Below are 24,739 nucleotides of genomic sequence, written 5' to 3'. Positions count from 1 at the left end.
CCGCCGCGGGTCCCCTCCGGGCGGGGTCTACTCGACCACCAGCTCCACCGGGATGTTGCCGCGGGTGGCGTTGGAGTAGGGGCAGACCTGGTGGGCGGCCTCCACCAGGGCGGTGCCGGCCTCCCCGTGCAGCGCGTCGGGGAGCTCGACGCGGAGCGTCACGGCGAGCCCGAAGCCCTCGCCCGACGGGACGAGGCCGACCTCGGCGGTCACCGAGGCCTCGGAGACGTCGGCCTTGTGCCTGCGGCCGACGAGCTGGAGCGCGCTGGCGAAGCAGGCGGCGTAGCCGGCCGCGAACAGCTGCTCGGGGTTGGTGCCCTCGCCGGAGCCGCCCAGCTCCTTGGGCGGGGCGAGGGCCATGTCGAGACGCCTGTCGGACGAGACCGCCCGCCCTTCCCGGCCGTTGGCAGTGGCGATGGCGGTGTAGAGCGTACTCATCGTGATCCCCTTCATCTGTTGCGAACCATTTGATTGTGCGTAACTTAATAGGACACAGTCAAATCCGGTACACTCGGAACCGTGAAACTCTCCGTGGAGGACCTCGTCTGCTTCGACGTCCACGCCGCGTCCCGGGCGCTGGACGCCGTCTACCGCGGGGTGCTGCGCGAGCTGGGCCTGACCTACCCGCAGTACCTGGTGATGATGACCCTGTGGGAGCGCGGGCCGGTGACGGTCAAGGAGCTCGGGCTCGCCCTCAGGCTCGACTCGGGCACCCTGTCACCGCTGCTGAAGCGGCTGGAGGCCGCGGGCCTGGTGCGCCGCGAACGCAGCGCCGCCGACGAGCGCTCCGTGCTGGTGGGCCTCACCCCCGAGGGCGAGGCCCTGGAGGAGCGGGCCTGCGACGTGCCCGAGCACATCTTCCGGGCCGCGGGCCTGGAGCCCGCCGAGGTCGCCGAGCTGCAGCGCACCCTGCGCCGGGTCGTCGCCTCCCTGGACGCCTCGTCGCGCTGACCCCGGCCCGCTCCCGGCCGGCCGTGTACGCCCCCGTGCGCGACACGACGCGGCAAGGGCGGGCCGGGACCGGCGGGGAACGGACCGGCCGGGTCAGGCGCGCTTGGCGATGGCGGTGATGAGGGGCTGCACCAGCCGGGCGGCCAGCGGGCCGAAGGCGGCCAGGATGAGCACGTACGTGGCGGCCAGCGGGCCGAGGTCGGGGTGGACCCCGGCGGCCACGGCCAGACCGGCGATGACGATGTTGAACTCGCCCCGGGGGATGAGCGCGATCCCGGCCCGCACCCGCCCCGCCTTGGCGATCCCGGCCCGCCGCGCGGCGTACGCGCCGGTGAGCAGCTTCGTGATCATGCTGACCAGGGCGAGCAGCGCAGCCAGCCCGGCGACCGGAAGGATCTTGGTCGGGTCGGTCTGCAGGCCGAAGAAGACGAAGAACACCGCGGCGAACAGGTCGCGTACCGGGGTGAGCAGCGCCTGGGCGTCCTCGGCCAGCTCGCCCGAGAGCGCGATGCCCACCAGGAAGGCGCCGACCGCGGCCGAGACCTGGAGCTGCTGGGCCACCCCGGCGACCAGCAGCGCCAGCCCGATGACCTTCAGTAGCAGCACCTCGGAGTTGGGGCTGGAGACGAACGCCTCGATGGCCCTGCCGTAGCGGAGCGCGACCACCAGCACGACGCTGACCGCGGCCAGGGCGATCGCCACGGTGACCGCGCCGCTCGCGAGGCTCAGCCCGGCCAGCACCGCGGTCAGGACCGGCAGGTAGATCGCCATCGTGAGGTCCTCGAAGACCAGCAGCGACAGCACCACCGGAGTCTCGCGGTTACCGATCCAGCCCAGGTCGGACAGGACCTTGGCGGTGATGCCCGAGGAGGTCGCGTAGGTGACGCCGGCCATGGCGATGGCCGCCACCGGACCCCAGCCCAGCAGCAGCGCGGCGATCGCGCCCGGCGCCGCGTTGAGCACCAGGTCGACCACGCCCGCGCGGGCGTTGCTCCTCAGGCTCGTCACGAGCTCGTCGGCGTTGTACTCCAGGCCCAGGGTGAGCAGCAGCAGGATGACGCCCAGCTCGGCGCCGACCGAGATGAACTCCTCGCTGGTGGCCAGGGGGAGGATGCCGCCGGTGCCGAAGGCCAGACCGGCGATGAGATAGAGGGGGATGGGGGAGATGCCGACCCTCAGGGCCAGGGCACCGAGGATGCCCAGCCCGAGGAGAACGGCGCCGAGCTCAAGAAAGAGGATCGCCGTGTGCACCCGCTGACCTACCCGCCGGAAAGGATGTCGGACACGGCGGAGGTGCTCTCCGGGCTGCCCACCACGACCACCACGTCGGCCTCGGCCAGCTCGAAGTCGGGCGCGGGGCTGGCGAACACCTGTCCCTCGCGCACCACGGCCACGATGGAGGCCCCGGTGCGGGTGCGCACGCGCGCGTCACCCATCGGCCGGCCGGCGTACGGCGAGCCCGGCGCGATCGGCAGCTGCAGGCTGACCAGCCCTTCGACCTCGCGGTGCAGGGCGTTGAGGCGCTGCACGATGCGCGGCGCGCCGAGCAGCTCGGCGAGCGCGTCGGCCTCCTCGTCGTTCAGCTTGACGGTCTCGCAGGCCCGGTCGGGGTCGTTGCGGTCGTAGATCACCAGGTCGCGGCGGCCGTTGCGGTGCGAGACGAGTCCTATGCGTCTGCCCGACCGCGTGGTGAACTCGTGCCGCAGTCCTATTCCGGGCAGTGCCGTCTGCTCGACCTCCACCGTTCCAGCCCTTCACGCGTGCGTGCCCCGGCCTCTCCGGAGCACGACCCTGCACAGAACCTACCAACGCCACCCATGAGGTGCGCGGTCAGCACGGACACCCCGCGGGCCCCGGCGTCCCCTGTCGCGGCGCTCCGGGCGGGAGGCGATTACTGTGGCCGTACGTGATCTCGTGACGAGGAGCCGCACGCATGGCCGACGACCGCCCGTACGACATCGTGCTGTTCGGTGCCACCGGCTTCACCGGGGGGCTCACCGCGGACTACCTCGCGCGCGCCGCGGGTCCAGGGCTCCGCTGGGCCCTGGCCGGACGCGACCGGGCCAGGCTCCAGGCGGTCAGGGAGCGGATCGGCCTGCCCGGGCTGCCGCTGCTGCTCGCCGACGTGACCGATCCCGCCTCCATGACGGAGATCGCCCGGCAGGCCAGGGTCGTCGCGACCACCGTGGGCCCCTACCTGACCTACGGCGAGCCGCTCGTGGCCGCCTGCGCCGACGCGGGCACCCACTACGCCGACCTCACCGGCGAGCCCGAGTTCGTCGACCGGATGTTCATCCGGCACCACGAGCGGGCCAGGCGGACCGGGGCCAAGCTCGTGCACGCCTGCGGGTTCGACTCGATCCCGCACGACCTGGGCGCCTATTTCACGGTCGGCCACCTGCCCGAGGGGGTACCGCTGGAGGTGGACGGGTTCGTCCGGGCCTCGGGCGCCGTCTCGGGCGGCACCGTGCACTCCGCCGTCCTGGCGGCCTCCCGGCTCCGCGAGGCGGGCGAGGCCGCGCGGGTCCGGGAGGAGCTCGAACGCGTGCCGGAACCCCGGCTCGTCGCGGGCCCGGCGGCGGACCGCGCGGTGGACCCCGTGCCGCCGCCCGCTCCCAGGAGGGCGCGCGGCGGGCCCGGCACGGTCCGCTACGTCGGGGGCTGGGCGCTGCCGCTGCCCACGCTCGACCCGCAGGTCGTCGCCCGCTCGGCCCGCGCGCTGGAGCGTTACGGCCCCGACTTCACCTACCGCCACCACTTCGCGATCAGGAGCCTGCCGGCCGCGCTCGGCCTCGCCGCGGGCATGGGCACGCTGGCCCTGCTCGCCCAGGTCCCCCCGGCCCGTTCCCTGCTGCTGAGCCGCTTCCCGCAGGGCGCCGGGCCCACCCCGGAGCGCCGGGCCCGGAACTGGTTCAAGGTCACCTTCCTCGGCCGCGGCGGCGGGGCGCGCGTCGTCACCGAGGTCGCGGGCGGCGACCCCGGCTACACCGAGACCGCCAGGATGCTCGGCGAGGCCGCGCTCTGCCTGGCGAGCGACGACCTGCCGGACGTCTCGGGCCAGGTGACCACCGCCGTGGCGATGGGCGACGCGCTGATCGGGCGCCTGCGGCGCGCGGGCATCACGTTCAGGGTGCTGAGCGACTCGCGCGGGCAGGCCCCCGGCCGGTGAACGCCCTGCTCACCGGGGTCACCGGAGGGCGCCCGGGGGTCGCCGGGGTTCGCCGGAGGGGAAGACTTGGCACGGGCATGGGCGTGAGGGCACCCCGGCCGAGGTATGAGACGGGGTAGCTCCCGTGCTCACGAGCGGGCACGGGCCGCGTCACGTCCGGCCACGGACGCCGGGGACCGTGATCGGGACCCGGCGGACGGGACCGGAGGGCGGTAATACCCACCGGGACACGCCGGGCCGCCGGGTGGTACGCCGGACAGGCTCCCGGGTGGCAGAGCCCGGGGCGACCGGCCGATCCCGGGACCGGCCCCAGCCTCAGGAGGCTTCACCATGCAGATGCCCGCAGTCAACGAGTGCCAGGTCGACGCGTGCGCGTACAACACCGACCACTCCTGCCACGCGCTGGCCATCACGGTCGGCAACAGCACCCACGCCGAGTGCGAGACCTTCTTCAGGGTCTCCACCAAGGGCGGCGACCCGAGCGCCACCGGTCACGTCGGCGCCTGCAAGATGTCCAACTGCCAGCACAACGTCCAGTTCGAGTGCCAGGCCTCCGGCATCGTCGTGGGGTACGCGCAGAAGGACATCGACTGCCTGACCTACGCTCCCGCCTGATCCGTACCCGCCCGGCGACACGGGCGGACCTGGAACGGCGCCCCGGCGCCGCGTCCCCGGCCGGGCCTCAGGGAGAGCTCGTCCGGGCCCGCCGGTCGACGACCACGTCGGCGACGGCCACGACCAGCGCCACCAGCACGAAGGCCACGGTGACCAGCAGCGAGTGCCGGAACGCCGTGGCCTGGTCACCTCCGGACGAGGCGACCTCGGCGAAGAACACCGAGCCGATCGCCGCGATCCCGAGGGCCGCCCCCATCCGCTGACCGGTCTGCAGCACCCCACCGGCGGCGCCTCCCATGGCGGGCGGCACCTCCGACAGCGTCAGCGTCTGGTTGGGGGAGATCACCAGCCCGCTGCCCAGGCCAGCGGCGAGCAGCGGCAGCGCGGTCGCCCAGGCCACGTGCTCGCCGGGGACCAGCCACACCGCGAGCGCCGTGACGCACAGCGAGACCGCGACCAGCAGCAGACCGGCCACGACCAGCGGGCGGCCCATCCGGGTGACGAGCCTGCCGCCCAGGGCGGCGGCCACCGCCGACCCGGCCGCGAACGGCGTGGTGGCCAGGCCCGCCTCCAGGGGCGAGTAGTGCAGCCCGTTCTGCAGGTACAGGGTCAGGATGAAGAAGATCGCGGTGAACCCGGCGAAGTAGAGCGCGCCGATCAGCGCGCCCAGCGCGTAGGAGCGCCTGCGGAACAGCGACAGGTCGACGACCGGCGTCGAGTGCCGCCCGTAGCGGCGCTCCCAGGCCGCGAACCCCGCGAGCACGACCAACCCGGCCGCGGCCGAGACCCACTTCCCGGCGCCGTGCCACTCCTGCCCCTCGACGAGCGGCAGGAGCACCAGCGTGATCCCGCCCGCCAGCAGCAGCACGCCCACCGGGTCGGTGCTCTCCCGGGCGCGCCCGGTGGGAACGTGAGGCCGGATGTAGCGGTACGCCAGCACCACGGCCAGGATGCCGATGGGCACGTTGACGTAGAACACCAGCCGCCACCCGTCGGTGCCGCCGCCCAGATGGATGAGCGCCCCGCCGAGCAGCGGGCCGATCGCGGTCGACACGCCGATGACGGTGCCCAGCATGCCGAACGCCCGGCCCCGCTCGGCCCCCCGGAAGAGCTGCTGGATCAGGCCGCTGACCTGCGGGTTGATCACCCCGCCCGCCACGCCCTGCACGAGCCTCGCCACGACCAGCCAGCTCGCGTCACCGGCGATCCCCGCGACCGCGCTGGCCAGGGTGAACAGCACGACGCCGAGGACGAACGCGTTGCGCCGGCCGTACATGTCGCCGAACCGCCCGGCGGGGATCAGCGCCAGCCCGAAGGTGAGCGCGTAGCCCGACACCACCCACTGCAGGGCGCTCTGCGAGGCGTCCAGCCCGGTGCGGATGGCGGGCAGGGCCACGTTGACGATGCTGACGTCCAGCAGGGTCATGAACCCGGCGACCAGGCAGACGGTCAGCGCCTTCCACCGGCGCGGGTCCGCACCCTCCGGATCCCGGGTGGCGGCCGTGCCCGGCGATCCGCCGCTCATCCGCGCACGCGGGGGAGAGCGGCGCGACACGGCCCCGGCGACACGGGCGACGGGCCGAAGACCATCGTGACCACCTCGTTCTCCGCGCCGACGGCCGGGCTCCGTGCTCGGCAGCCCCTACCTACCCCTTGCGGACATCCGAATCACGAGCCCGGCTCCGGGGGCGTGGTGCGGAAGTGCGGTGGGTTCGTGAAGAGGGTCGCGGTGGGGTGGCGAGAAGGGGGCGGTGGGTCCGCGGGGAGGGAACGCGGCAGGCGCATGGGAAAAGGTACGGCGGGCGGCATCCTCGCCGCCCGCCGTACCCGGCCCGCCCTGAACGCTCCCTCCCACGAGGCCGGGGCCCTTCCGGCCCGAGCCCCCGGCGCCGAACGCTCCCGGCGCCGGGGGAGTCCCGGATCGGGGAGCCCCGGCCCCGGAAGAACTCAGGGCCGGAGATCACCCGATGTCACGGGCAGGCCACCTCGCCGCTGGCGGCCGGTACGTTCACCGCGGTCCAGGCGGCCTTGACCGCGTTGACCTCGACGCAGCTTCCCGGGAAGAGCGACTTGGCCGCGGCCACCGTGGCCCGGCGCGCCTTGGCGTGCGTCCACGGCGCCGTCTTGGTGTTCAGGCCGGACTGGAAGATCTGGCCGGCCTTCTGGATGCCGATGCCGGTCAGGGTCGTCGGGCCCGAGCAGACCGTGCTGGCCGGCTTGCCGACCGGGTTGGTGCCCTCGGAGAGCAGGTAGAACCAGTGGTTCTGCGGGCCGGCCGCCGAGTGCACCGGGGTGGAGGGGATGGAGGAGCTGTAGCAGTTCGGGTGCCCCTTGGCGGAGGGGTTGTACATGTTGCGGATCTCCCCCGAACCGGACAGGTTGACCTCCTCGCCCACCAGGTAGTCCGGCGGGTCGAGGGTGGCGGGCTGGTTGGCGTAGTGCTCGGTCAGCGCGCCGTAGATGTCACCGGTCGACTCGTTCAGGCCGCCGGACTCGTTGCCGCTGCCACCGCCGCCGCTTCCGGAGTTCTGGAAGATGGCGTGGCCGTACTCGTGGGCGACCACGTCCATCGGGGTGGCCTGCCGGGTGTTGGCCGAGTTACGGCCGAAGCTGGTGTAGCTGCCGTTCCAGTAGGCGTTGACGGCGGCCAGGCCGACCCGCGCGGGGTAGGAGCGGCCCGTGCCGGTGACGCCGTTGCGGCCCAGCCAGGTGCGGAGCATGTCCCACTGCTTCTGCGCCGCGTACAGGGCGTCGACGCACGCGGTCTCCAGGTTGGTGCCGGACCCGTTGCCCCAGTTGTCGGTCGACTTGGTGTAGACGGCGCCGTTCTGGCCGCCGCAGCGCAGGCCGGGACGGGTGGTGTCGGTCATCGAGTACGAGCCGCTCGACCCCGACGTCTGGATGGTCACCGGGTTGCCGTTGTAGTAGCTGTTGCCGGTGCCGGCGCGGACGTCGTCGTAGGACTCGATGATCGACCCGTCGAGCGCGTCCACGAAGACGTGCAGGACGCTCGGGGCCTCCTGGGTGGCGCCGTTGACGACCACCTCCCAGGCCAGCCTGGGCGTCGTGGTGGTCGCGTGCACGACCAGCTCGGGGGTGCCCACGCTCTCCACGGTCGGCAGCTGCGCGCGGGCGGTGGCCGACGCCGTGGCGGCGTCCACCCTGCTGGTGACGTCGATCGTGATCCTGCTCTGCAGGCCCGAGTTCACCGAGCCGACCTGCTCGCCGAACCGGTCGGTGGCCACGACCACCTCACCGCCGTGGACCCGCAGGCCGCGGTAGCTGCGCGAGTAGGTCAGGTACTGCAGACCCTTGACGCCCGAGACGTTGGCGGCCAGGTTGAACTTCTCGTTCTCTCCCTTGAGCGTGAGGTCGGCCCTGGCGGCCAGGGTCGCGTTGGCGGTCGCGACGGCCTGGGCGCGCGCCTCGGCGCTCGGCGGCGCGTACACCGGCGGCTCCGCGGAGGCGGCGCGTGCGGGGTTCACCGGCGCGGTGGCGGCGTTCACCGCGGAGGGGGTGGTCAGGGCGGCGACGGCCAGTACGGCCACGGCGCCGACCTTGAGCTTCGAGTTCACGCGGGGTGACTCCTCTCGATGTCCCTTGGGGGGTAGGAGGGATGCAAGGAGCCCTGCAGGTGGGGGCTACACGCAAAGCTGACATCGAAGAAGCCGGTCGAACACCTCACAAAGTTCCATAACGTCGTGCTATGGGCGGTGTGACAGGACCGCCGCAGCGGCGTACTCCCAGCACACGACGGTGGTCGGCCCGCCGCTGTGCCCGCCCGGTGCGGATCGGGGATCACGCGAACGGAGGCGGAGGGCTCCGGAGCGTCACGGTCCGGAGCGGGAGACCGGGGTTCGTCCCCGCGCCCGCGCGGGCCGGACAGGCCCCCGTACGGGTCAGAAAAGACAGTGGTCGCAGGTTTCCGGACCTGTCGATCCGCTTTCGTTGGCGCCCGGCCGGTCCGGCGGGACCGTGGGTACATGACACAGACAGAACCGACTCGCGGACCGGTCACGGCGGCACAGGACGGTGGCCCGGCCGGCACGGCGGCGGGTCCCCGCATCCGGTGGGGCCGGTTCGCCTGGCACTACGTCGAGATGATCATCGCGATGTTCGTCGGGATGTTCGTCCTGGGCATGCTCCTGCGTGCCGTCGGCCTGGGGTTCTCCCAGGAACGGCAGCCCGAGCTCGCCTACCTGCTGATGGCGTTCGACATGTCGGTCGGCATGGTCGTCTGGATGCGCTACCGGGGGCATGGCTGGGTCCCCACCCTGGAGATGTGCGCGGCCATGTTCGTCCCGGTCGTGCCGCTGTTCCCCCTGCTGTGGGCGGGCGTCATCGACTCCGAGGGCCTGATGATGATCGCTCACATGGCGATGTTCCCGCTGATGCTGGTCGCCATGCTGTGGCGCCGCGACGAGTACGCCGGTTGCGGGAGCTGACGCCCCGGCTCGGCGGCCCCGGCCGGATCCGGCGATCCGGCGGGGGCGCCGAGGCCCGGCGCCGACGGGGGCCGGCGCCGGGACGTCGGCCGCCGGGTGAGGTTGGGTCTTCTCAGGGTCCACGCGCCGGGTTATCAAGGGCTGCGGGGCCCGCAGGCCCCCGCCCTCGCGTCAGGCCGCCGGACGATCCCGCCCCGGATGCCTGTGACCATCCACCCCGGAGTGGACGAAGGACGACATGCGACACGTGCGGCAAGCGATCATGCGAATCCTCTGTGTCATGGCCGTGTTCGCGGTCCCGCTCGGGGCCGGTTCCGCCTCGGCCGCCGCGCACGGCCGGGTGGCCGGACCTCCCGGCCCGTGGGGGGTCGCATTCGTCGTCAACGGCCCCACCACCACGACCGTCCAGCGCCAGCGAGGCACGTGGCCGGTCGAGTACCAGGTCCAGAGCTCCTTCGGGGAGCCGGGCGAGGTGCTGGTGAGGTTCCCGCGGATCGGCCTCGCCTCCGGAGGAGTCGCGCACGTCACGGCGGTGTCGGGAGCCCCCGCCTGGTGCCAGGTTCGTGAGTGGCGGCAGTCCGGCGCCGACGAGATCGTGGCGGTGCGATGCCACCGTTATGGCGGGGAGCGGGTCCTCATCCCCTTCTACGTCGTCTTCGGGCACAGCGCCCAGATCCTGCCCGCACGCCAGGCGTACGGCTACGTGCACTGGGACGGCTCCGCGGTGGCCGGGCAGTTCAACTCCTCGGCGGCGACCGCCGTGAACTCCGTGGTGAGGTCGGCGACGACCCCGGGAGTATGGCAGGCCGTCCTGCCCGGCCTCGGCACGACGGGCCTGGCCGGCAACATCCAGGTGACCGCGGTGAACCCGTCCGTGCCGGCCCGCTGCAAGGTGGGCGGATGGACATCGACGGCCGCCGAGCAGAGGATCGCGGTGCGGTGCCACGACGCGAACGACGCGCCGCTCGACACCGGATGGAGCCTGACCTACCACCGGGCGCACGCCGTCCTAGCGACGTACCCGCAGTACGACTCGGCCTACACCTTCGACAACGCGCCCGCCACCGCGGGCTCCTACGTGCCGGTCCCGTCGGCCGTCAACCACAACTCCCACGGCATGGGTGTCGGGATCCAGCGCCCGGCGGTCGGCAGGAAGCAGGTGACCGTCTCCGGGATCGTCAACATGTACGTGGACAACGTGCAGGTCACCGCCACCGGGCCCGGGCCCGCGTTCTGCAACCTGTCCCATCCCTCGCAGCTCTACGCCATGTACGTGAGCATCCGGTACGTCTCCTGCTACACCGGCACCACCCCGTCCGACCAGCCCTCGATGATCACTTACCTCGCCCCGCCCGCCTGACCGGCGAGGCCGGGAGCGCGCGGGGCGATCCCGGCCTGCCGTCCGGAAGGTGCGGTCAGAGCGTCCTGTAGTAGACGGCGACGGGGAGCATGGTGCACCCGAGCTTCTCGTAGAGGGCTCTGGCGGGTGCGTGGAAGGGGTCGCCGCCGGTGCCGATCTCGACCACCTCGGCCCCGAGGGCCCGCATCCGGTCGAAGGCGTGCTCGCACAGCGCGGTACCCACGCGGTGACGGCGGTGCTCGGCCTGGACGGCGAGGTGCGAGACGGTCCCGTTCCTGCGAGCCACATCGACGCTCCAGGCCACGTAACCGGCGACCGCGTCGCCGATCTCGGCGACCGCGACGTGCCTGTGCCGCTCCGGGGCGTGGAGTTCGGCGACCTCCTCGCGGTAGTCGGCGCGCCAGTCGCCGTGCTGGTTGGCGAAGACGACCTCGCCCACCAGGGGGCGGAAGGATTCCTCGTAGAACGGCCGGAACGTCTCGATGGTCAGTTCGGTGAGCCGCGCCAGGTCATGCTGGACGAACGGACGGATGAGCATGGAAGTGCGCCTTTCAGGCTGAGGGCGTGACACCTGGATGGAAAAAGGCATCGGTCGGCCCGCTCACGGCCCGGTGCGGACGGTGAGCCGGCCCTCAGCGGCGGGTACGCCAGGCGGCGAAGCACTCCATGCGCGCCACGATAGCCCGCCAGCGGGCGACACGTCGACCGGCCTCCGCCGAGGCGTCGTGGACGGTGGACCCCGCTTGTTCATGGAACTCCGGAATGAGATGCCCGGCGTGGCCGGTCCCGTGGCTCGAACGGGCATCGTGCCCGAAAGCGGTGCAGGTGGAATCCATGCGGACGTAAAGGCAAACGCATTGCCTTGATGGTGGCAACCGCATTGGCTCCCCTGAGTGAAACGCAATGACCTGCTCGCTCGAACGGCGCGCCTGGCCAGGCGGTACGGCTTCGAGTTCTCCTGGAAGGCCCGACGTGCACGGCGGTGGTCGTGACAAGTGGTACGTCCGGGGGACGCGGTGATCGTGCCGCGCGACGTTGAGATCAACGAGTTGACGGCCAGGGGCATCCTCGGGGAGCGGGAGGCCCTGCTCGCCGCCGAATCGGATGGTCGGCTCGCGGCCACCTGGCGTATCACGGTCGTTCCCGTGCTCGGGGACGACCTCGCGGCGGAGGTCGCACGGACCAGGGAGGTCCGGCGGGAGGCCGACAGGCTGCGCGAGGACGCGGTCAGCCGCTCGCGCCGGACCGCACGGCACCTGCACGAACAGGGACTCCCGCATCGCGACATCGGCCTGCTCCTCGGAGTCTCCCACCAGGCGGTCGGCAAGCTCCTGGCCGGATAGCTCCGTCTTTCCCGGAAGCGGACCACTTCGCCTCCGGCGCTCCGCGCTCCCGGGCGGGGATCTCTTCCGCGAGGCCGTCGAATATCGTTGGTGAAACCAAGGGATCTGTATATAGTTGGTGATACCAATGTTGGAATGACCTACGAAATGGAGTCCTCATGTCCACGGACACCCTGACCGCCGACCGTGTCGAGATCGCCGGCCTGTTCACCCGTCTCGCGCACCTGCTCGACGAGGCGCGGTGGGAGGACGCGGGCACCGTCTACACCGACGACGTGGTGGTGCGCTCGCCGCGCGGGGGCGAGCTCCACGGCATCGACGAGATCGTCGGCTATCTGCGGGGGAGCGAGGTCGAGGGGGAGCGCACCCAGCACCTGACGACCGACCTGCTGGTGGACGTCGACGGCGACCGGGCGGTCGCCTCGGCGAACTCGCTGGTGTACTTCTACCGCGACGGCCGGGCGCCCCACCTGACGAGCGGCCTGCGCCTGGCCTGCACCGCGGCACGGACGCCGGCGGGCTGGCGGTTCCGCGAGTCGCGGATCACGCTCGCCTGGACGCGCGAGGGCTGACGTCCCCGGAAGGCCCGTGACCCCCGGGGTGCCGGACGGGCACCGCCCGGCCGGAGCGCGCGGAGGACGCCGTGGAGCGGTAGCGCGAGGGCGGGACGCCGTAGCGGTCGACGAACGCCTGGCGCAGGGTCTCGGTCGTGCCGAACCCGCAGCGGCTCGCCACGGCGCTCATCGGCAGCGAGGTGGAGGCCAGCAGGTGTGCGGCGCCCTCGGTGCGGGCCCGCCGTACGAACCGGGCCGGGGTCTGCCCGAGGTGTCTCAGGAACAGCCGGGTCAGGTGCCGCTCGCTCACGCCCGCCCCGGCCGCCAGCGTGGAGGAGGCCAGGTCGGCGTCCAGGTTCCCCGTCACGTGGTCGACGATCTGCCTGACCAGGACGTTGTCCGACGGCGGGGTGGCGGTGTACATGCTCATCTGCGCCTGGTTGCCGGGCCGCTGCAGGTAGGTCACCAGGTGCTGCGCCACCTTGCGGGCCGTCTCGGCGCCGTGGTCGTCCTCGACGAAGGCCAGCGTGAGGTCCAGGGCGCTGGTGACACCGGCCGCCGTGTAGGTGTCCCCGTCGCGGACGAAGATCGGGCCCGGGTCGACGGTGACCCCCGGGTGGCGCGCGGCGAGGTCGTCCGCCCACTGCCAGTGGGTGGTCGCCCGGCGGCCGTCGAGCAGCCCGGCGCCGGCCAGGATCTCGGCCCCGGTGCACACCGACGCGACGCGACGGCTCTCGCGCGCCAGGCGGCGGACGTGGCCCACGATCAGCCGGTTGCCGGCCGCGGCCCGGTGGCCTATCCCTCCCGACACGATGAGCGTGTCGAGCGGCCCGGTCACTCGTTCGAGCGCCCCCTGCGCCTGCAGCGTCAGGCCGGTGCCGCAGACGATGGGATGCCCGCCCGGGGTCACCACGAGGACGTGGTACGGGGGAGCGGCCCCCTGGGTGTTGGCCATCACCAGGGTCGTGGTCACGCAGGCGATGTCGAGCAACTCCGCGGCGTCGTACCCGACGACGATGACGCGACGCTCACTCATGGCACGACCCTATGCCAGGAGGGGACAAAGGGCCCTGAGGGCTGGAGGCGACCGGGTCGGGTGACGGCCACCGATACGGGGATTTGCTCCCCGGTTCGGGGTGTGAGAAGTCGGTCACCCGGCGCATCCGGCCACCCGGCCGTTGAGCCTCCCCGCCCCGCCGGGTCCCGTGGTCCTAGGTCCTGGTGAGCCAGGTGACCTGGGCGCCGTTGTCGAAGGACTCGCGCCGGGTGGGGGTGAACATGGTGGGGTCGAACCCTCCGGAGAACATCGGGATGCCCGCGCCCGCCACCACGGGGTAGCTCTTGAGGATGATCTCGTCGATCTCCGGGAGCAGGGAACCGGCGAGCCTGCCGCCGCCGCAGAGGTAGATGTCCATGCCGGTGTCCTCCGCCTTGAGTCGGCGGACGAGCTCGACCGGGTCACCGGTCTCCACCTCGACCGCCGGGTCGTCGATCGTCAGCGTGCCGGAGACGACGTACTGGCGCAGGTGGGCGTAGGGGCTGGTGGTGGGGACGGCCAGGGCGGGCTCGTAGGTGCCGCGGCCCATGACCAGCGTGTCGAAGACCTTGTTCGGTACGTCGTCGATGCCGACGTGCCTGCGGACGTGGGTGGGGAGCGTCTCGGGATAGCGGGTGTTGATCCAGGCGGCCATCTCCTCCGACACGGGGTAGAAGTCGAACTCACCGCCGGGACCCGCGATGTAGCCGTCGAGCGAGACGGCGATGTAGTAGACGAGCTTTCGCACGGGCATCACCTTAAATGTAGTACTCTGGATGAAGTGATCTGAACGTAGTACTACATCTGGAGTGATGTCAAGTGCGGAGAAATCCCGAGCGGCGGCTGGCGCTCATCGACGCGGCCATCGAGGTGCTGGCCAGGGAGGGCGCGCGGGGGCTGACCTTCCGGGCCGTCGACACGGAGGCGGCCGTGCCCCCGGGGACGGCCTCCAACTACTTCGCCAACCGCGACGACCTGTTCACCCAGGTCGGCGGGCGTATCTACGAGCGGTTGCTGCCCGACGAGGCCACCTTCGCCCGGAGCCGGGAGGGCGTTCAGGACGAGGCCCGTTACACCGAGCTCATGCACGAGCTGCTGGCCCGGATCGCCGCCTTCGACACCGGCTACCTGGCCCTGCTGGAGCTCCGGCTGGAGTCCACCCGGCGCCCCGAGCTGCGCGCCGTGCTGACGAAGCGGATCCGCGAGGACATCGACGCCAACGTGGGCTACCACGCCGAGTCGGGCCTGCCCGGCGACTCGACCTCGGTGGTGCTCCTCTACCTCGCCCTGAACTGGCTCATCCTGGAACGGCTGACGCTGCCCGACATCTTCACCGAGGAAGAGGTCCGCGAGCTGGTGGACGCCGCCGTGCAGCGCGTGATGAACCCGCGCGGGGCCGGGCGCGACTGAGGACGCGGTGCCTACGCCCCCCGGACGCGGATCGAGGGCAGGTGGGTGATGGGGAAGTTCACCGAGCGGGCGATGAAGCACAGCGCGTGGATCTCGCCGTGCAGGGCGCGGGCCTTCTCCGTCATCGACGGGTCGGCGACCGTCACCTCGGGACGCAGCACGACCTCGGTGATCCGGCCGCCCCCGCCGCTCTCGTCCATCGTCATGACCCCGTGGGCACGGTCCTCGTACTCGACGACCGTGACCCCGCCGACGGCGCACAGGTGCAGGTACCAGAGCATGTGGCACTGGGCCACGGAGGCCACGAGCAGTTCCTCGGGGCTCCAGCGCGCGGGGTCGCCGCGGAAGGCCGGGTCGGAGGAGGCGGCGATCGGAGCCTTGCGATCCGCCAGGATCTCGTGGTCGCGGCTGTAGGACCGGTAGTCCTCGGTGCCCGGCCCCAGGTTTCCCGTCCACTCGACCGTGACGTCATAGGTGTGCGTCGTCGTCATGGATCGAGGGTAGAGGACGGGCCCCGGACGCCCGGGTCACCCCCTCACGGGCGCCACCGGCGAGCGTACCGGCCGTTGCGACGCACGGCGTCGCCGCGCGGGAGTCCCCCGGCGGGAGGTGGTGGAACGCTGACAGGATCCTCGCCATGACCGCGAATCCGAAGATCGAGATCATCGTCCACGACCCGGCGGACGGGGTGTACGCCAGCACCGACGACTACGTCCACGCGGTGGAGGTCCGCAACGCGCAACGGCTGCTGTTCGTCTCCGGGACGATGGGACTGGATCCCTCGGGTGCCGCCGGAGCCACGCTCGACGAACAGCTCGCCCTCGTCTGGGCCAACCTGCGCGCGATCCTGGCCTCGGCCGGCATGACCGTGGACAACGTCGTCAGGCTCACCAGCTACCTGCGCGACGCCTCCTACGCCGAGGCGAACGCGGCGGCCCGGGTGAGGGCGCTGGGCGGCCGTACCGTTCCCACCACCGTGATCGTCGCGCAGACGCCGGCCGGCGACTGGCTGGTGGAGATCGAGGTGACGGCCGCCGGGTGACCCGTCGCGGCCGGTGCCACTGCCGCTGCGGGGCCCCTCCGGCTCCTGACCGCCGAGCCCGTGACGGTGTGTCCTCCTCCTTAGGTCCGGCCGCGGGTGTCCCTCCCCGGCGACGACGGGACGCCGTGCCGCGGCCGTACCGGAAGGGTCACCTGGTGGACGGCCCCCGTCCTGTTGCTTCACCTATCGATTGTCGATATGTTTTCATCGATAGTCGATTGAAGGAGGGGCGATGGGAAAGTTGGCAGTGCTCGCGTTGCGCGCCGTGCTCGTGGCGTTGCTCGCGGGTTCGGTGTTCGTTCAGGCGGTGATGGTGCCGCTGCTGGCCAGTGACATGGAGGGGTTCAACGCGGAGTTCGCCTACCTGCGCACCCCGCTTCTCGTGATCATCGTGCTGGGCGTCGTGACGGTCCAGGTCGTCCTGGTCTGCGTGTGGAGGCTGGTCACGATGGTGCGCCGCGGAACGGTGTTCTCCCACGCCGCCTTCCGGTACGTGCACATCGTGATCGGCGCGATCGTGGCGGCGGCCCTGCTGGTGTTCGCGCTCGCGGTCCTGCTGGCACCGGGCGAACCGGTCGCCCCGGGCGTGGTCCTGCTGATATGCGGGGGATCCCTGGCGGTCCTGGGGGTCGCCCTCGTCGTGCTCGTGCTGCGGATGCTGCTCGCCCAGGCCGTCGCGCGCGACGTCGAGGCGGCGCAGATGCGGGCCGAGCTGGAAGAGGTCATCTGATGCCGATCGCCGTCGACATCGACGTGATGCTGGCCAAGCGCAAGATGTCCGTGGGCGAGCTCGCCGACCGCGTCGGGATCACACCCGCCAACCTGGCGGTGCTCAAGAACGGCCGTGCCAAGGCGGTGCGCTTCACCACGCTCGCCGCGCTCTGCGAGGTGCTCGAATGCCAGCCGGGGGACCTGCTGCGCTGGGAGGCCGGGGAGAACGGGCACGCCGGGGAGGCCGGGGAGGCCGGGGACGGGTGACGCGGGCCCGTGCCGGTCTCCGGCGGCGCCCGCGTCCCGAGCACGCGTCCGGCCCGCGTCCCGAGCCCGCGTCCCGAGCCCGCGTCCGGCGCGGTGGACCGGGCTAGGAGGGGCGCCGGCCCGTCAGGGTCACCAGCCGGGCGACCGCCTCGGCCACCGGGGTCCCGCCGGTGGTGAGCTCGACGATGGCGTGGTTCAGGGCCGGCTCGTGCAGGGCCGCGTCGATGAACGCCGCGACGTCGTCACGGGGCACGTCGCCGTACTCGATCGCCGGGCCCGCGCTGACGCGCCCGGTGCCGGGCTCGTCCAGGAGCGTGCCCGGCCGGACGATGAGCCAGTCGAGGCCGGTGCCGGTGAGGTGGACGTCGGCGGTCTTCTTGACCCGCATGTAGTGCTCGAAGCCCTCCACGGGCTCGCGGCCGCGCCCCGCGTCCGGGAACACCGACACGAGCACGAAGCGCGACACCCCGGCGCGGGCGGCCGCGTCGGCGGCCTTCTCCAGCCCCTTGCCGTCGATCGCGGTGGTCCGGTCCATGCCGGTGCCGTGGGCCCCGGCCGAGAACACCACGGCGTCGTGCCCCCGGAGCCTGCGCGCCAGCTCGTCCACGGAGTCCTCGACGAGGTCCCCGGCCAGGGGCACCGCACCGGTCGCGCGTACGGTCTCCTCCTGGGCGGGGTCGCGGATCATGCCGGTGACCTCGTCGCCGCGGGCGGTGAGCAGCGGGGCGAGCCGGCGTCCCACGCCTCCGGCGGCGCCGATCTGGAATACCCTCATGGTCCCTGCCCTCCCCGCACCGCACGGCGCGCTCGGACACAGCCTCGCACGAGAGGGCCCTCATCACCCGGTGGCGGCGCCGTCACGACCGGGATCGGGTACGCGACCGATCCGGTGGGAGCCCGCGAAGCCGGCTCAGCGGGTGACGTGCTCCCAGTGCGGGTCGCGGTAGAGCACGACCGTGGTGCCGCGGAGCAGCTCGTTCGGCGCGGAGACCAGCACGAGCTCGCCCGCCGCCTCCAGGCCGCGCAGCACGTCGCGGACCCGCGGCCCGACCGGCAGGCGCCCCGGCGGGAGGCCGAGGGTGTCGCGGACCAGGTCGGCGACCTGGGAGAGCCGGAACGGCCCGGTGAAGGGGGCGATCAGATCGCGGACGAGCTCGTCGGTGATCACTGTCTGGGCCTCGAGGTGGGCGAGCTGCCAGGTCAGCTGGACCCCGCGGCGGCCCGTCCCCGCGCAGGCCGTGCACGGCTGGGAGAAGCCGGGCACGATGTCCTCGACGGTGCCGCCCAGGCAGGTGGTGCACCGGCCGGTCTCCGAGGCGTGCAGCTCGGCGGCGGCCCGGTCGGCCAGCCGGACGCCGCACAGGCACCGGTAGATCCGGAACCCGCCGCGCACCACGACGAGGTCGTCGGCGTCGTCGGGGACCTCTTCCCACAGGGCGGTGATCGTGTGCTGTCTCATCGTCGTGCGACTCTACCCATTCCCGGTCACTTCAGCGCGCCGGGCACCGAAGTCCCGCACCCGGGGCCCACCCGGCTCAGCCCGGGTCGAAGGGGACCAGCCGCATCGGGGTGCTCCACAGCCACTCCTCGGTGATGTAGGTGGAGGTGAGCAGCGACATCAGGCCCAGGGCGCGTTCGGTCGAGGTGGAGGGGTGGGCCCCGCAGTCGCCGAAGCGGCACATCCACAGCTCGAAGATGCTGTCGTCGGAGAGCTGCTCGTGCACCGAGGGCCGCCCGGTGTGGAAGCCGTCCCGCCAGATGTCGACCGACGGGCTGGCGAACGGGAACGACCCGGCCAGCACCCCGCCGCCCGAGGTGACCGCCCGGCCGACCGCGTCGTGCACCGGCAGGATGCCGTCGGTCTGGAAGAGCACCACCCCGCCGCCCGGAGGGCTGGCCACCCGCAGGGTCTCCACCGGGGCCTCCTGCTCGGCGCGCCACAGCTCGGCGATGTCCATCGGCGGGTACAGCTCCGGCGCGGCCCCCAGGCGGCGGACCACCTCGTCCTCGCTCACCTCGCCGACGAAGGCGACGCAGAGGCCCTCGTTGTAGTCCTCGTACGAGAACATCATCGCGTCGACGGTGTCCTGCAGCTCGCGCAGGCGGGGGCTGACGCCCGGGGCGCCGGGCAGGCCGGAGAACAGGCCGGCCATCTCGGTGAAGAGCGCCTGGACGCCGGGGGAGCGGCCCGCGATGCACGGCCGCCAGGGGTCGGCCCCCGCGGCGAGCAGGACGCGCGCGGCGTCGTCACAGCCGTGGCGCACGGCCTCCCAGAGCGGGGTGACACCGTCGGCGTCGACCGGGTCCACCCCCGCCCCCGAGGCCAGCAGCAGCTCGATCACCTGGGCGGCGCCCTCCTTGGCGGCCTGGTGCATGGGCGTCGTGCCCAGCCACGGCAGCCTGCGGCCCGGGTCGAAGCCGTCCGCCAGGTGCCTGCGGATCTGCGCCAGGTTGGTGTCGCGCCACGCGTCGGCGTCCTCGGCCCACTCCTCGTCGCCCATGTTCACCTCGTCTCGTCGTGCTGAGCGGATTCAACCAGCCCGGTACGACGGTTTTCGGCCAGTCTCCTCCGGGAGAGGCGGTCGGCGGTACGGGTGGTCTCGGGAAGGCGGTACCGGGGTGTCAGGTCCAGTACGTTCTGGCAGGCGGTGTCCAGGTCGACGCGGTGGCCCACCGAGACGAAGACGGGCTTGACCCCGTCCCGGGTGCGGAGCACGCGGCCGACGACGTCGCCGTCCAGCGTCAGGTCGGTCCAGGAGCCGCGCTCGGCCGCGGGCTCGGCGTGGACGCCGACGAAGGCGGTCTTGCCGACCCCGATGGTGGGCAGCCCGGTGAGCACGCCCAGGTGGCAGGCCAGCCCGAAGCGGCGCGGGTGCGCCAGGCCGTACCCGTCGCAGACGACCAGGTCCGGGGGCGCCGACAGCCTTCCGAGGGCCTCCAGCAGGGAGGGGACCTCGCGGAAGGCGAGCAGCCCGGGGACGTAGCCGAAGCTCGCCCGCCCGTCGACGGCGATCTCCTCGACGACCTCCAGCGTCGTGCCGTCCAGCACGGTGACCGCCGCCGCGAGCCTGTCCCCGTCGTAGGCGACGTCCACTCCCGCCACCCGGGCCGGCCTCCGCGGGCCGGGACCGGTCAGGTCGAGCAGTTGCCGGAGTTCCGCCTGAACGGCCTCGGCTTCCATCACGGTAAGCGGCATTTGTCCCCTCATGACTGCATGATCGCTACTTTTAGCTTATGACGTCTTATTTTGGAACCGTCCAGCGGATTCTCCGGTGGCCGGTCAAGTCGTTGCGGGGTGAGGAACTCCGCCGGGGCCACTTCGACGGGCGGGGGCTGATCGGCGACCGGGCCTACGCGCTCGTCGACGAGCGCGAGAGCCACGCGGGCAAGGTGCTGACCGTACGGCACCGGCCGGAGATGCTGCACTGGCGCGCCGGATACGCGGGCGAGCCCGCGTCCCTGAGCGGCGACGACGGGCGGGCGCCGGCGCTGACCGCGCCGGACGGGACCGTCTGGGAGTGGGACGCCCCCGGCCTGAGGGGCGCGCTGACGGAGTCGCTGAACACACCGCTGAGCCTGCGCGCCGCCGACGGGCAGCACGACCGGTCGATGACCGTGCTGGTCACCTTCGACAGGTCCCTGGCCGCGCTGGGCGAGGAGCTCGGCACGCCGGTGGAGGTGGAGCGGTTCCGGCCCAACCTGCACCTGGACATCGACGCCCCCGCCTTCGACGAGGAGGACTGGGAGCCCGGCACCGTGATCACCGTCGGAGGGGCCGAGCTCTCGATCGCCGGCGAGCGCACGGGCCCGTGCGTCAGGTGCGTCGTGCCGAGCTGGGACCCGCTGGGCCGCGAGCGCCGGCCCGAGCTGCAGAAGTGGCTGATCGCCGAGCACCGCAACAGGTTCGGCGTGATCATGCGGGTCACCCGCCCCGGCGCCGTCGGCCTCGGGGACGACGTCACCGTCGTCCCGGGTCCGGTCCCGGGGGAACGGCCCGCCGGACCGTCCTGATACCGGGCCTGCCGCGGGGCCGGGGCTAAGGTTTCCGGAGAAGGCCCGCGGGGTTCGGGTGCGTGATTCGGGATTCAGGATTCGGGAGAGGTGCGGCATGTCGGTGCTCGTGGCGTTCAGCGTGACTCCGATCGGGACGGGGGAGGACGTCGGCGAGCTCGTCTCCGAGGCGGTGCGCGTGGTGCGCGCCTCCGGACTGCCGAACAGGACCGACGCCATGTTCACCACGATCGAGGGCGCGGACTGGGACGAGGTGATGACCGTCGTCAGGGACGCCGTCGCGGCCGTGGAGGCGCGGGCCGGCCGGGTCAGCCTCGTGCTCAAGGCCGACATCCGCGAGGGATCGCCCGGCCGCCTGGAGGCCAAGGTGGCCACCGTCGAACGCCACCTGGCCGGGTAGCGGCCCCTGCTCCGGCCTCGCCCGGGGCGTCGCGGGAACACCTCGCCGGACGGGATCGTTCTGCAGGGACGGACGACTCCAGGAGTGTGGCGACATGGCGGGCAGCAGATCGATCGGGCGGCTCCTCGCGGGCGGGGCGGCACTGGCCGCGGCCGGGTGGGTGCTGAAGGACATCCCGGCCGAGCTCGGCGGCAGGGCCGAGGGCGAGCGCCTGGAGCGGATGCGCCGCTCGCCGCAGTTCCACGACGGCGTCTTCCGCAACTCCACGCCCGGTGGCTTCGTGCCCTCGGCGCAGAGCGCGCGCCAGATCTTCTGGCACATGTTCGCCAACCGTGTCGAGCGCCGCCCGGCCGCGCCGGTCCCGGTGGTGACCACCCCGTCCGGCGGGCCGTCCCCGACGGGACTGAGCGTCATCTGGTACGGCCACGCCACCTCGCTGCTGGAGATCGAGGGCCGCAGGGTGCTCCTCGACCCGGTGTGGAGCAGGCGCGCCTCGCCCACCCAGCTGGCCGGCCCGCGCCGCCTGCACCCGGTGCCGGTGCCCCTGGCCGGTCTTCCGCCGCTCGACGCGATCGTGATCTCGCACGACCACTACGACCACCTCGACCGCGCCACGGTCCGCCGCCTCACCGCGCTGCAGACCGCGCCGTTCCTGGTGCCGCTGGGGATCGGCGCCCACCTGGAGCGCTGGGGCGTGCCCGCCCCGCGGATCGTCGAGCTCGACTGGGAGGAGGAGGCGACCGTCGCGGGCCTGCGGTTCGTCGCCACCGCCGCCCGGCACTTCTCCGGCCGCACCTTCGACCGCAACGTCACGCTGTGGGGCTCGTGGGTGATCGCGGGAAGCGGCAAGCGGGTCTTCTACGCGGGCGACTCCGGATACTTCGACGGTTACGCCGCCATCGGCGCGGCCCACGGCCCGTTCGACCTCACGCTCATGCCGATCGGCGCCTACAACGACGCCTGGCCCGACATCCACATGGACCCCGAGGAGGCGGTCGACGCCCACCTCGACCTGGGCGGCAGGCTGCTCCTGCCGGTCCACTGGGCGACCTTCGCCCTGGCCACCCACCCCTGGGCCGAGCCGGTCGACCGGCTGTGGCACGAGGCCAAGGCCCGCGGCGTGCGCATCGCCGTCCCCCGTCCCGGCGAGCGCGTCGACACCGTGGACGTGCCCATGCTGGAGAGCTGGTGGGAGCTGCTGCACGGCGGCGGGACCGCGGCGTCCTCCCTTCCCCGGGAACCCGTACAGGCCGGGGAGCCGAACGACGAGTCGCCCTTCCCGAGGCTCTGACCCGCGACGTCAGGCGTCCCGGGGCCCGGCCGACAGGCGGGTGCGGACGACGAGGTCGTGCACCGCGTCCGCGGCCGGCGCGGTGCCGGGCAGGTGGGAGGCGTCGCGCGCCTCCTCCAGCCGCGCGGTCAGCCGGGCGACGTCGTCCGCCAGCCGCTCGGGGCCCGGCGCGTCCGCGGGCGGCAGGCCGTGCTCGGCGAAGCGCTTGGCGGCCACCAGGTCACCGAGGTACGCGGGGCCGCCCGGCAGCCGGGTGAGGTCGGCCTCCAGCTCCCCGGTGCGCATCAGGTGCAGGCCGGTGAGCAGCACGCGGAAGGTGTACAGCAGCGGCTTGAGCTCACCCGACCGCTCGAACAGCCGCCACTGGGTACGGGCGAAACCGAGGTAGTGACCGGCGTGGTGGCGGGTGACGCAGCCCGGGGCGAGCGCGGCCATCTCCCGGTGGACCGGCGAGGTGGCCACGACCAGCGGGGAGAGCAGCTGCTCCAGCACGTACCCGTTGCGGCGCAGCAGCAGGCGGCAGAACTTGGCCAGGTCGTGGGTGACCAGGTCCACCTCGACGCCGTCGCGCACCCAGGAGCGGGTGAGGGTCTCCGGGCCCGTGCGCAGGCCGACGATCTCCTCCAGCGGCAGCAGGTGCACGCCGCGCAGGTCGACGTCGGAGTCGTCCGACGGGAAGCCGTACAGGTGCGCGCCGCTGACCGTGGCGAAGACGCTCCGGTACGCCTGCCCGGCGGGGATCTCGGGCAGCCAGGAGGGCAGCACGACGGTCACAGCGCCGCCCGCCTGGTCCGCACCAGGAACTCCTCCACGCGCTCCCGGCCGGGCTCGGCGGGCAGCACGCCCGCGTCGCCGAACGCCGCGACCAGGTCGCGGCGCCAGCGGTCGACCTCGTCCCAGGGCACCTCTCCCCGGCGCACCGCGAGAAGCCGGTCGCGGTGGGCGTCCATCCGGACCAGCGGCTCGCCGTGGCGGACCAGGTGCAGGCCGCTGAGCAGCAGGCGGATCATGTGCATGGCCTGCTTCCAGCGGGGCCGCTCCGGGTCGAGGCGCCGGAACTGCGCGTCGGCGTACCCGACGAAGGTCCGGCAGGCGCGTCCGGAGACGAAGGCGTCCCGCAGGGCGAGCAGTTCCTCGCCCACCGGGGTGACGTGCTCGACGACCGGGGACCACAGGCACTCCAGCACCGTCGGGTTGGCCTCGAGCGCGAGCCCGCAGAACCGCTCGACCTCCCAGGAGAACTGCTCGGGCAGCGGCCCCTCGACGTGCGTGGGCGGCTTGTCCAGCCGCCAGAACAGCGGCGTCGGCGCCACGAAGACGCCGCGCCGGTCGGTGTCGGAGCCGTCGACCTCCAGGCCGTACGCCCGCGAGCCGACCACCACCGACAGGACCAGGTGATCGGGGACGTGTTCCACTTCCGTGCCGTCAGTAGAGGGTGTCGCGGGCGGCGGCGTTCAGGTCCTCGTCGATCAGCTCGGCCGGCACGTCCAGGGAGAGCTGGTCCTTCATGATCTGGCCGAGCGTGGGCAGCGACTCGCGGGCCGGCCACCGCTCGGGACGCCACAGCGACGAGCGGCGGAACGCCTTGGAGCAGTGGAAGAAGCACTCCCGCACCTCGACGCTGATCGCCAGCGCCGGGACCTTCCCCCGCACGCTCAGCCGCTCCATGTACGGGGCCTGGCTGACCACCTGGGCCCGCCCGTTGACGCGCAGGGTCTCCTCGGTGCCCGGCACCATGAACAGCAGGCCGACGTTCGGGTTCACCACGATGTTGCGCAGGCTGTCGATCCTGCGGTTGCCGGGACGGTCGGGGATGACCAGCGTGTGCTCGTCGAGGACCAGTACCCCGCCGGCCTCCTCGCCCCGGGGGGAGACGTCACAGGTGCCGTCGGGCCCGGAGGTGGCCAGCAGGACGAACGGCGAGGCGCCGATGAAGGTGCGCGCGTGCTCGTCGAGGCGGCCGATGTCCTTGCGCAGCACGGCCTCGGAGGGCTCGCCGGTGACCCGGCGGAGCCCTTCCTCCGAGGTGATCGTGACGATCCGGCCGGGTTCGTGGGTGTCGGGGGAGGCCATGGCACAAGGCTAGTCCCCGGCGGGGCGATCTTACTTACCGGCCGCAATATGATGTGTCGCG

At 72.6% G+C, this 24,739-nt stretch carries 30 protein-coding genes; 14 read left to right on the top strand and 16 right to left on the bottom strand.

Features of this window, described 5'->3' with window-relative positions; all coding sequences use genetic code 11:
- Nucleotides 1–27: 27 nt before the first annotated feature.
- The gene (locus ACZ6RT_RS34030; RefSeq protein ID WP_470158058.1) at nt 28–438 is read right to left on the bottom strand and encodes an organic hydroperoxide resistance protein; all 411 of its coding nucleotides are present in this window, start codon (nt 436–438) and stop codon (nt 28–30) included.
- Nucleotides 439–519: 81 nt separating this feature from the next.
- Here ACZ6RT_RS34030 and ACZ6RT_RS34025 point away from each other — a divergent pair, with 81 nt between their 5' ends.
- Nucleotides 520–951 carry a MarR family winged helix-turn-helix transcriptional regulator gene (locus tag ACZ6RT_RS34025; RefSeq protein WP_399196596.1) on the top strand — a complete coding sequence of 144 codons (432 nt, stop codon included), beginning with the start codon at nt 520–522 and terminating at the stop codon, nt 949–951.
- 93 nt (nt 952–1,044) lie between these two features.
- Here the strand turns inward: ACZ6RT_RS34025 and ACZ6RT_RS34020 are convergent, their stop codons facing one another.
- Nucleotides 1,045–2,202, bottom strand: coding sequence for a cation:proton antiporter (locus ACZ6RT_RS34020; protein WP_399196597.1), 1,158 nt, complete (start codon nt 2,200–2,202; stop codon nt 1,045–1,047).
- 8 nt (nt 2,203–2,210) lie between these two features.
- Nucleotides 2,211–2,693, bottom strand: coding sequence for a cation:proton antiporter regulatory subunit (locus ACZ6RT_RS34015; RefSeq protein WP_399196598.1), 483 nt, complete (start codon nt 2,691–2,693; stop codon nt 2,211–2,213).
- A gap of 191 nt (nt 2,694–2,884) precedes the next feature.
- On the opposite strand from ACZ6RT_RS34015, the gene ACZ6RT_RS34010 reads away from it, so the two are divergent.
- The gene (locus ACZ6RT_RS34010; RefSeq protein WP_399196599.1) at nt 2,885–4,120 is read left to right on the top strand and encodes a saccharopine dehydrogenase family protein; all 1,236 of its coding nucleotides are present in this window, start codon (nt 2,885–2,887) and stop codon (nt 4,118–4,120) included.
- Nucleotides 4,121–4,450: 330 nt separating this feature from the next.
- Nucleotides 4,451–4,735 (top strand): DUF1540 domain-containing protein, encoded by a 285-nt coding sequence (locus ACZ6RT_RS34005; RefSeq protein ID WP_344906431.1) that lies wholly within the window; start codon nt 4,451–4,453, stop codon nt 4,733–4,735.
- Nucleotides 4,736–4,802: 67 nt separating this feature from the next.
- Here ACZ6RT_RS34005 and ACZ6RT_RS34000 read toward each other — a convergent pair whose 3' ends face one another.
- Together ACZ6RT_RS34000 and ACZ6RT_RS33995 are read right to left on the bottom strand one after the other, a co-directional pair.
- A complete protein-coding gene (locus tag ACZ6RT_RS34000) occupies nt 4,803–6,260 on the bottom strand; it encodes an MFS transporter (protein ID WP_470158056.1) in 1,458 nt (485 codons plus the stop codon).
- Nucleotides 6,261–6,705: 445 nt separating this feature from the next.
- On the bottom strand, nt 6,706–8,310 hold the full coding sequence (locus ACZ6RT_RS33995; RefSeq protein ID WP_470158054.1) for a M4 family metallopeptidase: 1,605 nt from the start codon (nt 8,308–8,310) through the stop codon (nt 6,706–6,708).
- Nucleotides 8,311–8,718: 408 nt separating this feature from the next.
- Here ACZ6RT_RS33995 and ACZ6RT_RS33990 point away from each other — a divergent pair, with 408 nt between their 5' ends.
- Nucleotides 8,719–9,180, top strand: a complete 462-nt coding sequence (locus tag ACZ6RT_RS33990) for a hypothetical protein (RefSeq protein ID WP_399196602.1) — start codon at nt 8,719–8,721, stop codon at nt 9,178–9,180.
- A gap of 280 nt (nt 9,181–9,460) precedes the next feature.
- Entirely contained in the window at nt 9,461–10,540 is a 1,080-nt protein-coding gene (locus ACZ6RT_RS33985) for a hypothetical protein (protein ID WP_470158052.1), read from the top strand.
- 55 nt (nt 10,541–10,595) lie between these two features.
- Here the strand turns inward: ACZ6RT_RS33985 and ACZ6RT_RS33980 are convergent, their stop codons facing one another.
- Nucleotides 10,596–11,078 carry a GNAT family N-acetyltransferase gene (locus ACZ6RT_RS33980; protein WP_399196604.1) on the bottom strand — a complete coding sequence of 161 codons (483 nt, stop codon included), beginning with the start codon at nt 11,076–11,078 and terminating at the stop codon, nt 10,596–10,598.
- A 484-nt stretch (nt 11,079–11,562) separates the two neighbouring features.
- On the opposite strand from ACZ6RT_RS33980, the gene ACZ6RT_RS33975 reads away from it, so the two are divergent.
- The gene (locus ACZ6RT_RS33975) at nt 11,563–11,883 is read left to right on the top strand and encodes a hypothetical protein (protein WP_399196605.1); all 321 of its coding nucleotides are present in this window, start codon (nt 11,563–11,565) and stop codon (nt 11,881–11,883) included.
- 158 nt (nt 11,884–12,041) lie between these two features.
- Nucleotides 12,042–12,455: a nuclear transport factor 2 family protein gene (locus tag ACZ6RT_RS33970; protein WP_470158050.1), complete on the top strand. Its 414-nt coding sequence runs from the start codon at nt 12,042–12,044 to the stop codon at nt 12,453–12,455.
- On the opposite strand, the gene ACZ6RT_RS33965 is transcribed toward ACZ6RT_RS33970, so the two are convergent.
- Together ACZ6RT_RS33965 and ACZ6RT_RS33960 are read right to left on the bottom strand one after the other, a co-directional pair.
- The gene (locus ACZ6RT_RS33965; RefSeq protein ID WP_399196607.1) at nt 12,427–13,473 is read right to left on the bottom strand and encodes a GlxA family transcriptional regulator; all 1,047 of its coding nucleotides are present in this window, start codon (nt 13,471–13,473) and stop codon (nt 12,427–12,429) included. The two genes, ACZ6RT_RS33970 and ACZ6RT_RS33965, sit on opposite strands and share 29 nt — an antisense overlap.
- A 175-nt stretch (nt 13,474–13,648) precedes the next feature.
- Entirely contained in the window at nt 13,649–14,221 is a 573-nt protein-coding gene (locus ACZ6RT_RS33960) for a dihydrofolate reductase family protein (protein ID WP_470158077.1), read from the bottom strand.
- Between the two features lie 71 nt (nt 14,222–14,292).
- Here ACZ6RT_RS33960 and ACZ6RT_RS33955 point away from each other — a divergent pair, with 71 nt between their 5' ends.
- Nucleotides 14,293–14,883 (top strand): TetR/AcrR family transcriptional regulator, encoded by a 591-nt coding sequence (locus tag ACZ6RT_RS33955; protein WP_399196608.1) that lies wholly within the window; start codon nt 14,293–14,295, stop codon nt 14,881–14,883.
- Nucleotides 14,884–14,894: 11 nt separating this feature from the next.
- Here ACZ6RT_RS33955 and ACZ6RT_RS33950 read toward each other — a convergent pair whose 3' ends face one another.
- Complete coding sequence (locus tag ACZ6RT_RS33950; RefSeq protein WP_470158048.1) at nt 14,895–15,374, bottom strand: OsmC family protein; 480 nt, start codon at nt 15,372–15,374, stop codon at nt 14,895–14,897.
- 146 nt (nt 15,375–15,520) lie between these two features.
- Between ACZ6RT_RS33950 and ACZ6RT_RS33945 the strand changes: the two genes are divergently transcribed.
- The 3 genes from ACZ6RT_RS33945 to ACZ6RT_RS33935 all read left to right on the top strand — a co-directional run bounded on the left by ACZ6RT_RS33945 (nt 15,521) and on the right by ACZ6RT_RS33935 (nt 16,903).
- A complete protein-coding gene (locus ACZ6RT_RS33945) occupies nt 15,521–15,925 on the top strand; it encodes a RidA family protein (RefSeq protein ID WP_470158046.1) in 405 nt (134 codons plus the stop codon).
- A 232-nt stretch (nt 15,926–16,157) separates the two neighbouring features.
- Nucleotides 16,158–16,655: a DUF2975 domain-containing protein gene (locus ACZ6RT_RS33940; RefSeq protein WP_399196612.1), complete on the top strand. Its 498-nt coding sequence runs from the start codon at nt 16,158–16,160 to the stop codon at nt 16,653–16,655.
- Nucleotides 16,655–16,903: a helix-turn-helix domain-containing protein gene (locus tag ACZ6RT_RS33935; RefSeq protein ID WP_470158044.1), complete on the top strand. Its 249-nt coding sequence runs from the start codon at nt 16,655–16,657 to the stop codon at nt 16,901–16,903. Before ACZ6RT_RS33940 ends, ACZ6RT_RS33935 begins: the two co-directional genes overlap by 1 nt.
- A 103-nt stretch (nt 16,904–17,006) precedes the next feature.
- Here the strand turns inward: ACZ6RT_RS33935 and ACZ6RT_RS33930 are convergent, their stop codons facing one another.
- The 4 genes from ACZ6RT_RS33930 to ACZ6RT_RS33915 form a co-directional block, all read right to left on the bottom strand.
- A complete protein-coding gene (locus ACZ6RT_RS33930; RefSeq protein WP_470158042.1) occupies nt 17,007–17,678 on the bottom strand; it encodes an NAD(P)H-binding protein in 672 nt (223 codons plus the stop codon).
- A gap of 135 nt (nt 17,679–17,813) precedes the next feature.
- Nucleotides 17,814–18,362, bottom strand: coding sequence for a hypothetical protein (locus tag ACZ6RT_RS33925; protein WP_399196615.1), 549 nt, complete (start codon nt 18,360–18,362; stop codon nt 17,814–17,816).
- A gap of 76 nt (nt 18,363–18,438) precedes the next feature.
- Complete coding sequence (locus ACZ6RT_RS33920) at nt 18,439–19,404, bottom strand: ankyrin repeat domain-containing protein (protein ID WP_399196616.1); 966 nt, start codon at nt 19,402–19,404, stop codon at nt 18,439–18,441.
- 2 nt (nt 19,405–19,406) lie between these two features.
- On the bottom strand, nt 19,407–20,099 hold the full coding sequence (locus ACZ6RT_RS33915) for an endonuclease V (RefSeq protein ID WP_470158040.1): 693 nt from the start codon (nt 20,097–20,099) through the stop codon (nt 19,407–19,409).
- 38 nt (nt 20,100–20,137) lie between these two features.
- Between ACZ6RT_RS33915 and ACZ6RT_RS33910 the strand changes: the two genes are divergently transcribed.
- From ACZ6RT_RS33910 to ACZ6RT_RS33900, 3 genes are all read left to right on the top strand, one after another.
- The gene (locus ACZ6RT_RS33910) at nt 20,138–20,914 is read left to right on the top strand and encodes an MOSC domain-containing protein (RefSeq protein ID WP_470158038.1); all 777 of its coding nucleotides are present in this window, start codon (nt 20,138–20,140) and stop codon (nt 20,912–20,914) included.
- A gap of 97 nt (nt 20,915–21,011) precedes the next feature.
- The gene (locus ACZ6RT_RS33905; protein ID WP_425582738.1) at nt 21,012–21,314 is read left to right on the top strand and encodes a thiamine-binding protein; all 303 of its coding nucleotides are present in this window, start codon (nt 21,012–21,014) and stop codon (nt 21,312–21,314) included.
- A 94-nt stretch (nt 21,315–21,408) separates the two neighbouring features.
- Nucleotides 21,409–22,605 carry an MBL fold metallo-hydrolase gene (locus tag ACZ6RT_RS33900; RefSeq protein WP_470158036.1) on the top strand — a complete coding sequence of 399 codons (1,197 nt, stop codon included), beginning with the start codon at nt 21,409–21,411 and terminating at the stop codon, nt 22,603–22,605.
- Between the two features lie 9 nt (nt 22,606–22,614).
- Here the strand turns inward: ACZ6RT_RS33900 and ACZ6RT_RS33895 are convergent, their stop codons facing one another.
- From ACZ6RT_RS33895 to ACZ6RT_RS33885, 3 genes are read right to left on the bottom strand one after another with little or no spacing between them, the layout of a single operon-like run.
- Nucleotides 22,615–23,379, bottom strand: a complete 765-nt coding sequence (locus tag ACZ6RT_RS33895; protein ID WP_399196620.1) for a nucleotidyltransferase domain-containing protein — start codon at nt 23,377–23,379, stop codon at nt 22,615–22,617.
- The gene (locus tag ACZ6RT_RS33890) at nt 23,376–24,020 is read right to left on the bottom strand and encodes a nucleotidyltransferase domain-containing protein (protein ID WP_399196621.1); all 645 of its coding nucleotides are present in this window, start codon (nt 24,018–24,020) and stop codon (nt 23,376–23,378) included. Before ACZ6RT_RS33890 ends, ACZ6RT_RS33895 begins: the two co-directional genes overlap by 4 nt.
- Nucleotides 24,021–24,030: 10 nt before the next feature.
- Nucleotides 24,031–24,678: a pyridoxamine 5'-phosphate oxidase family protein gene (locus tag ACZ6RT_RS33885; protein WP_399196622.1), complete on the bottom strand. Its 648-nt coding sequence runs from the start codon at nt 24,676–24,678 to the stop codon at nt 24,031–24,033.
- Nucleotides 24,679–24,739: the final 61 nt, after the last annotated feature.

The sequence above is a fragment of the Streptosporangium sp. NPDC050148 genome (assembly GCF_055586505.1).
Note: the sequence above shows the minus strand (reverse complement) of the source record. Positions and strands in the feature narration are given on the sequence as shown.

Excerpts from the sequence above, each read along its gene's own strand:
- ACZ6RT_RS33935 (WP_470158044.1), top strand. The coding sequence starts at position 16,655 with ATGCCGATCGCCGTCGACATCGACGTGATGCTGGCCAAGCGCAAGATG.
- ACZ6RT_RS33950 (WP_470158048.1), bottom strand. The coding sequence starts at position 15,374 with ATGACGACGACGCACACCTATGACGTCACGGTCGAGTGGACGGGAAAC.
- ACZ6RT_RS33910 (WP_470158038.1), top strand. The coding sequence starts at position 20,138 with ATGACGTCTTATTTTGGAACCGTCCAGCGGATTCTCCGGTGGCCGGTC.
- ACZ6RT_RS33940 (WP_399196612.1), top strand. The coding sequence starts at position 16,158 with ATGGGAAAGTTGGCAGTGCTCGCGTTGCGCGCCGTGCTCGTGGCGTTG.
- ACZ6RT_RS33925 (WP_399196615.1), bottom strand. The coding sequence starts at position 18,362 with ATGAGACAGCACACGATCACCGCCCTGTGGGAAGAGGTCCCCGACGAC.
- ACZ6RT_RS33905 (WP_425582738.1), top strand. The coding sequence starts at position 21,012 with ATGTCGGTGCTCGTGGCGTTCAGCGTGACTCCGATCGGGACGGGGGAG.
- ACZ6RT_RS33945 (WP_470158046.1), top strand. The coding sequence starts at position 15,521 with ATGACCGCGAATCCGAAGATCGAGATCATCGTCCACGACCCGGCGGAC.
- ACZ6RT_RS34005 (WP_344906431.1), top strand. The coding sequence starts at position 4,451 with ATGCAGATGCCCGCAGTCAACGAGTGCCAGGTCGACGCGTGCGCGTAC.
- ACZ6RT_RS33900 (WP_470158036.1), top strand. The coding sequence starts at position 21,409 with ATGGCGGGCAGCAGATCGATCGGGCGGCTCCTCGCGGGCGGGGCGGCA.
- ACZ6RT_RS33930 (WP_470158042.1), bottom strand. The coding sequence starts at position 17,678 with ATGAGGGTATTCCAGATCGGCGCCGCCGGAGGCGTGGGACGCCGGCTC.
- ACZ6RT_RS33980 (WP_399196604.1), bottom strand. The coding sequence starts at position 11,078 with ATGCTCATCCGTCCGTTCGTCCAGCATGACCTGGCGCGGCTCACCGAA.
- ACZ6RT_RS33965 (WP_399196607.1), bottom strand. The coding sequence starts at position 13,473 with ATGAGTGAGCGTCGCGTCATCGTCGTCGGGTACGACGCCGCGGAGTTG.
- ACZ6RT_RS34010 (WP_399196599.1), top strand. The coding sequence starts at position 2,885 with ATGGCCGACGACCGCCCGTACGACATCGTGCTGTTCGGTGCCACCGGC.
- ACZ6RT_RS33915 (WP_470158040.1), bottom strand. The coding sequence starts at position 20,099 with ATGCCGCTTACCGTGATGGAAGCCGAGGCCGTTCAGGCGGAACTCCGG.
- ACZ6RT_RS33990 (WP_399196602.1), top strand. The coding sequence starts at position 8,719 with ATGACACAGACAGAACCGACTCGCGGACCGGTCACGGCGGCACAGGAC.
- ACZ6RT_RS33970 (WP_470158050.1), top strand. The coding sequence starts at position 12,042 with ATGTCCACGGACACCCTGACCGCCGACCGTGTCGAGATCGCCGGCCTG.
- ACZ6RT_RS33985 (WP_470158052.1), top strand. The coding sequence starts at position 9,461 with ATGGCCGTGTTCGCGGTCCCGCTCGGGGCCGGTTCCGCCTCGGCCGCC.
- ACZ6RT_RS33920 (WP_399196616.1), bottom strand. The coding sequence starts at position 19,404 with ATGGGCGACGAGGAGTGGGCCGAGGACGCCGACGCGTGGCGCGACACC.
- ACZ6RT_RS34000 (WP_470158056.1), bottom strand. The coding sequence starts at position 6,260 with ATGAGCGGCGGATCGCCGGGCACGGCCGCCACCCGGGATCCGGAGGGT.
- ACZ6RT_RS34030 (WP_470158058.1), bottom strand. The coding sequence starts at position 438 with ATGAGTACGCTCTACACCGCCATCGCCACTGCCAACGGCCGGGAAGGG.
- ACZ6RT_RS33885 (WP_399196622.1), bottom strand. The coding sequence starts at position 24,678 with ATGGCCTCCCCCGACACCCACGAACCCGGCCGGATCGTCACGATCACC.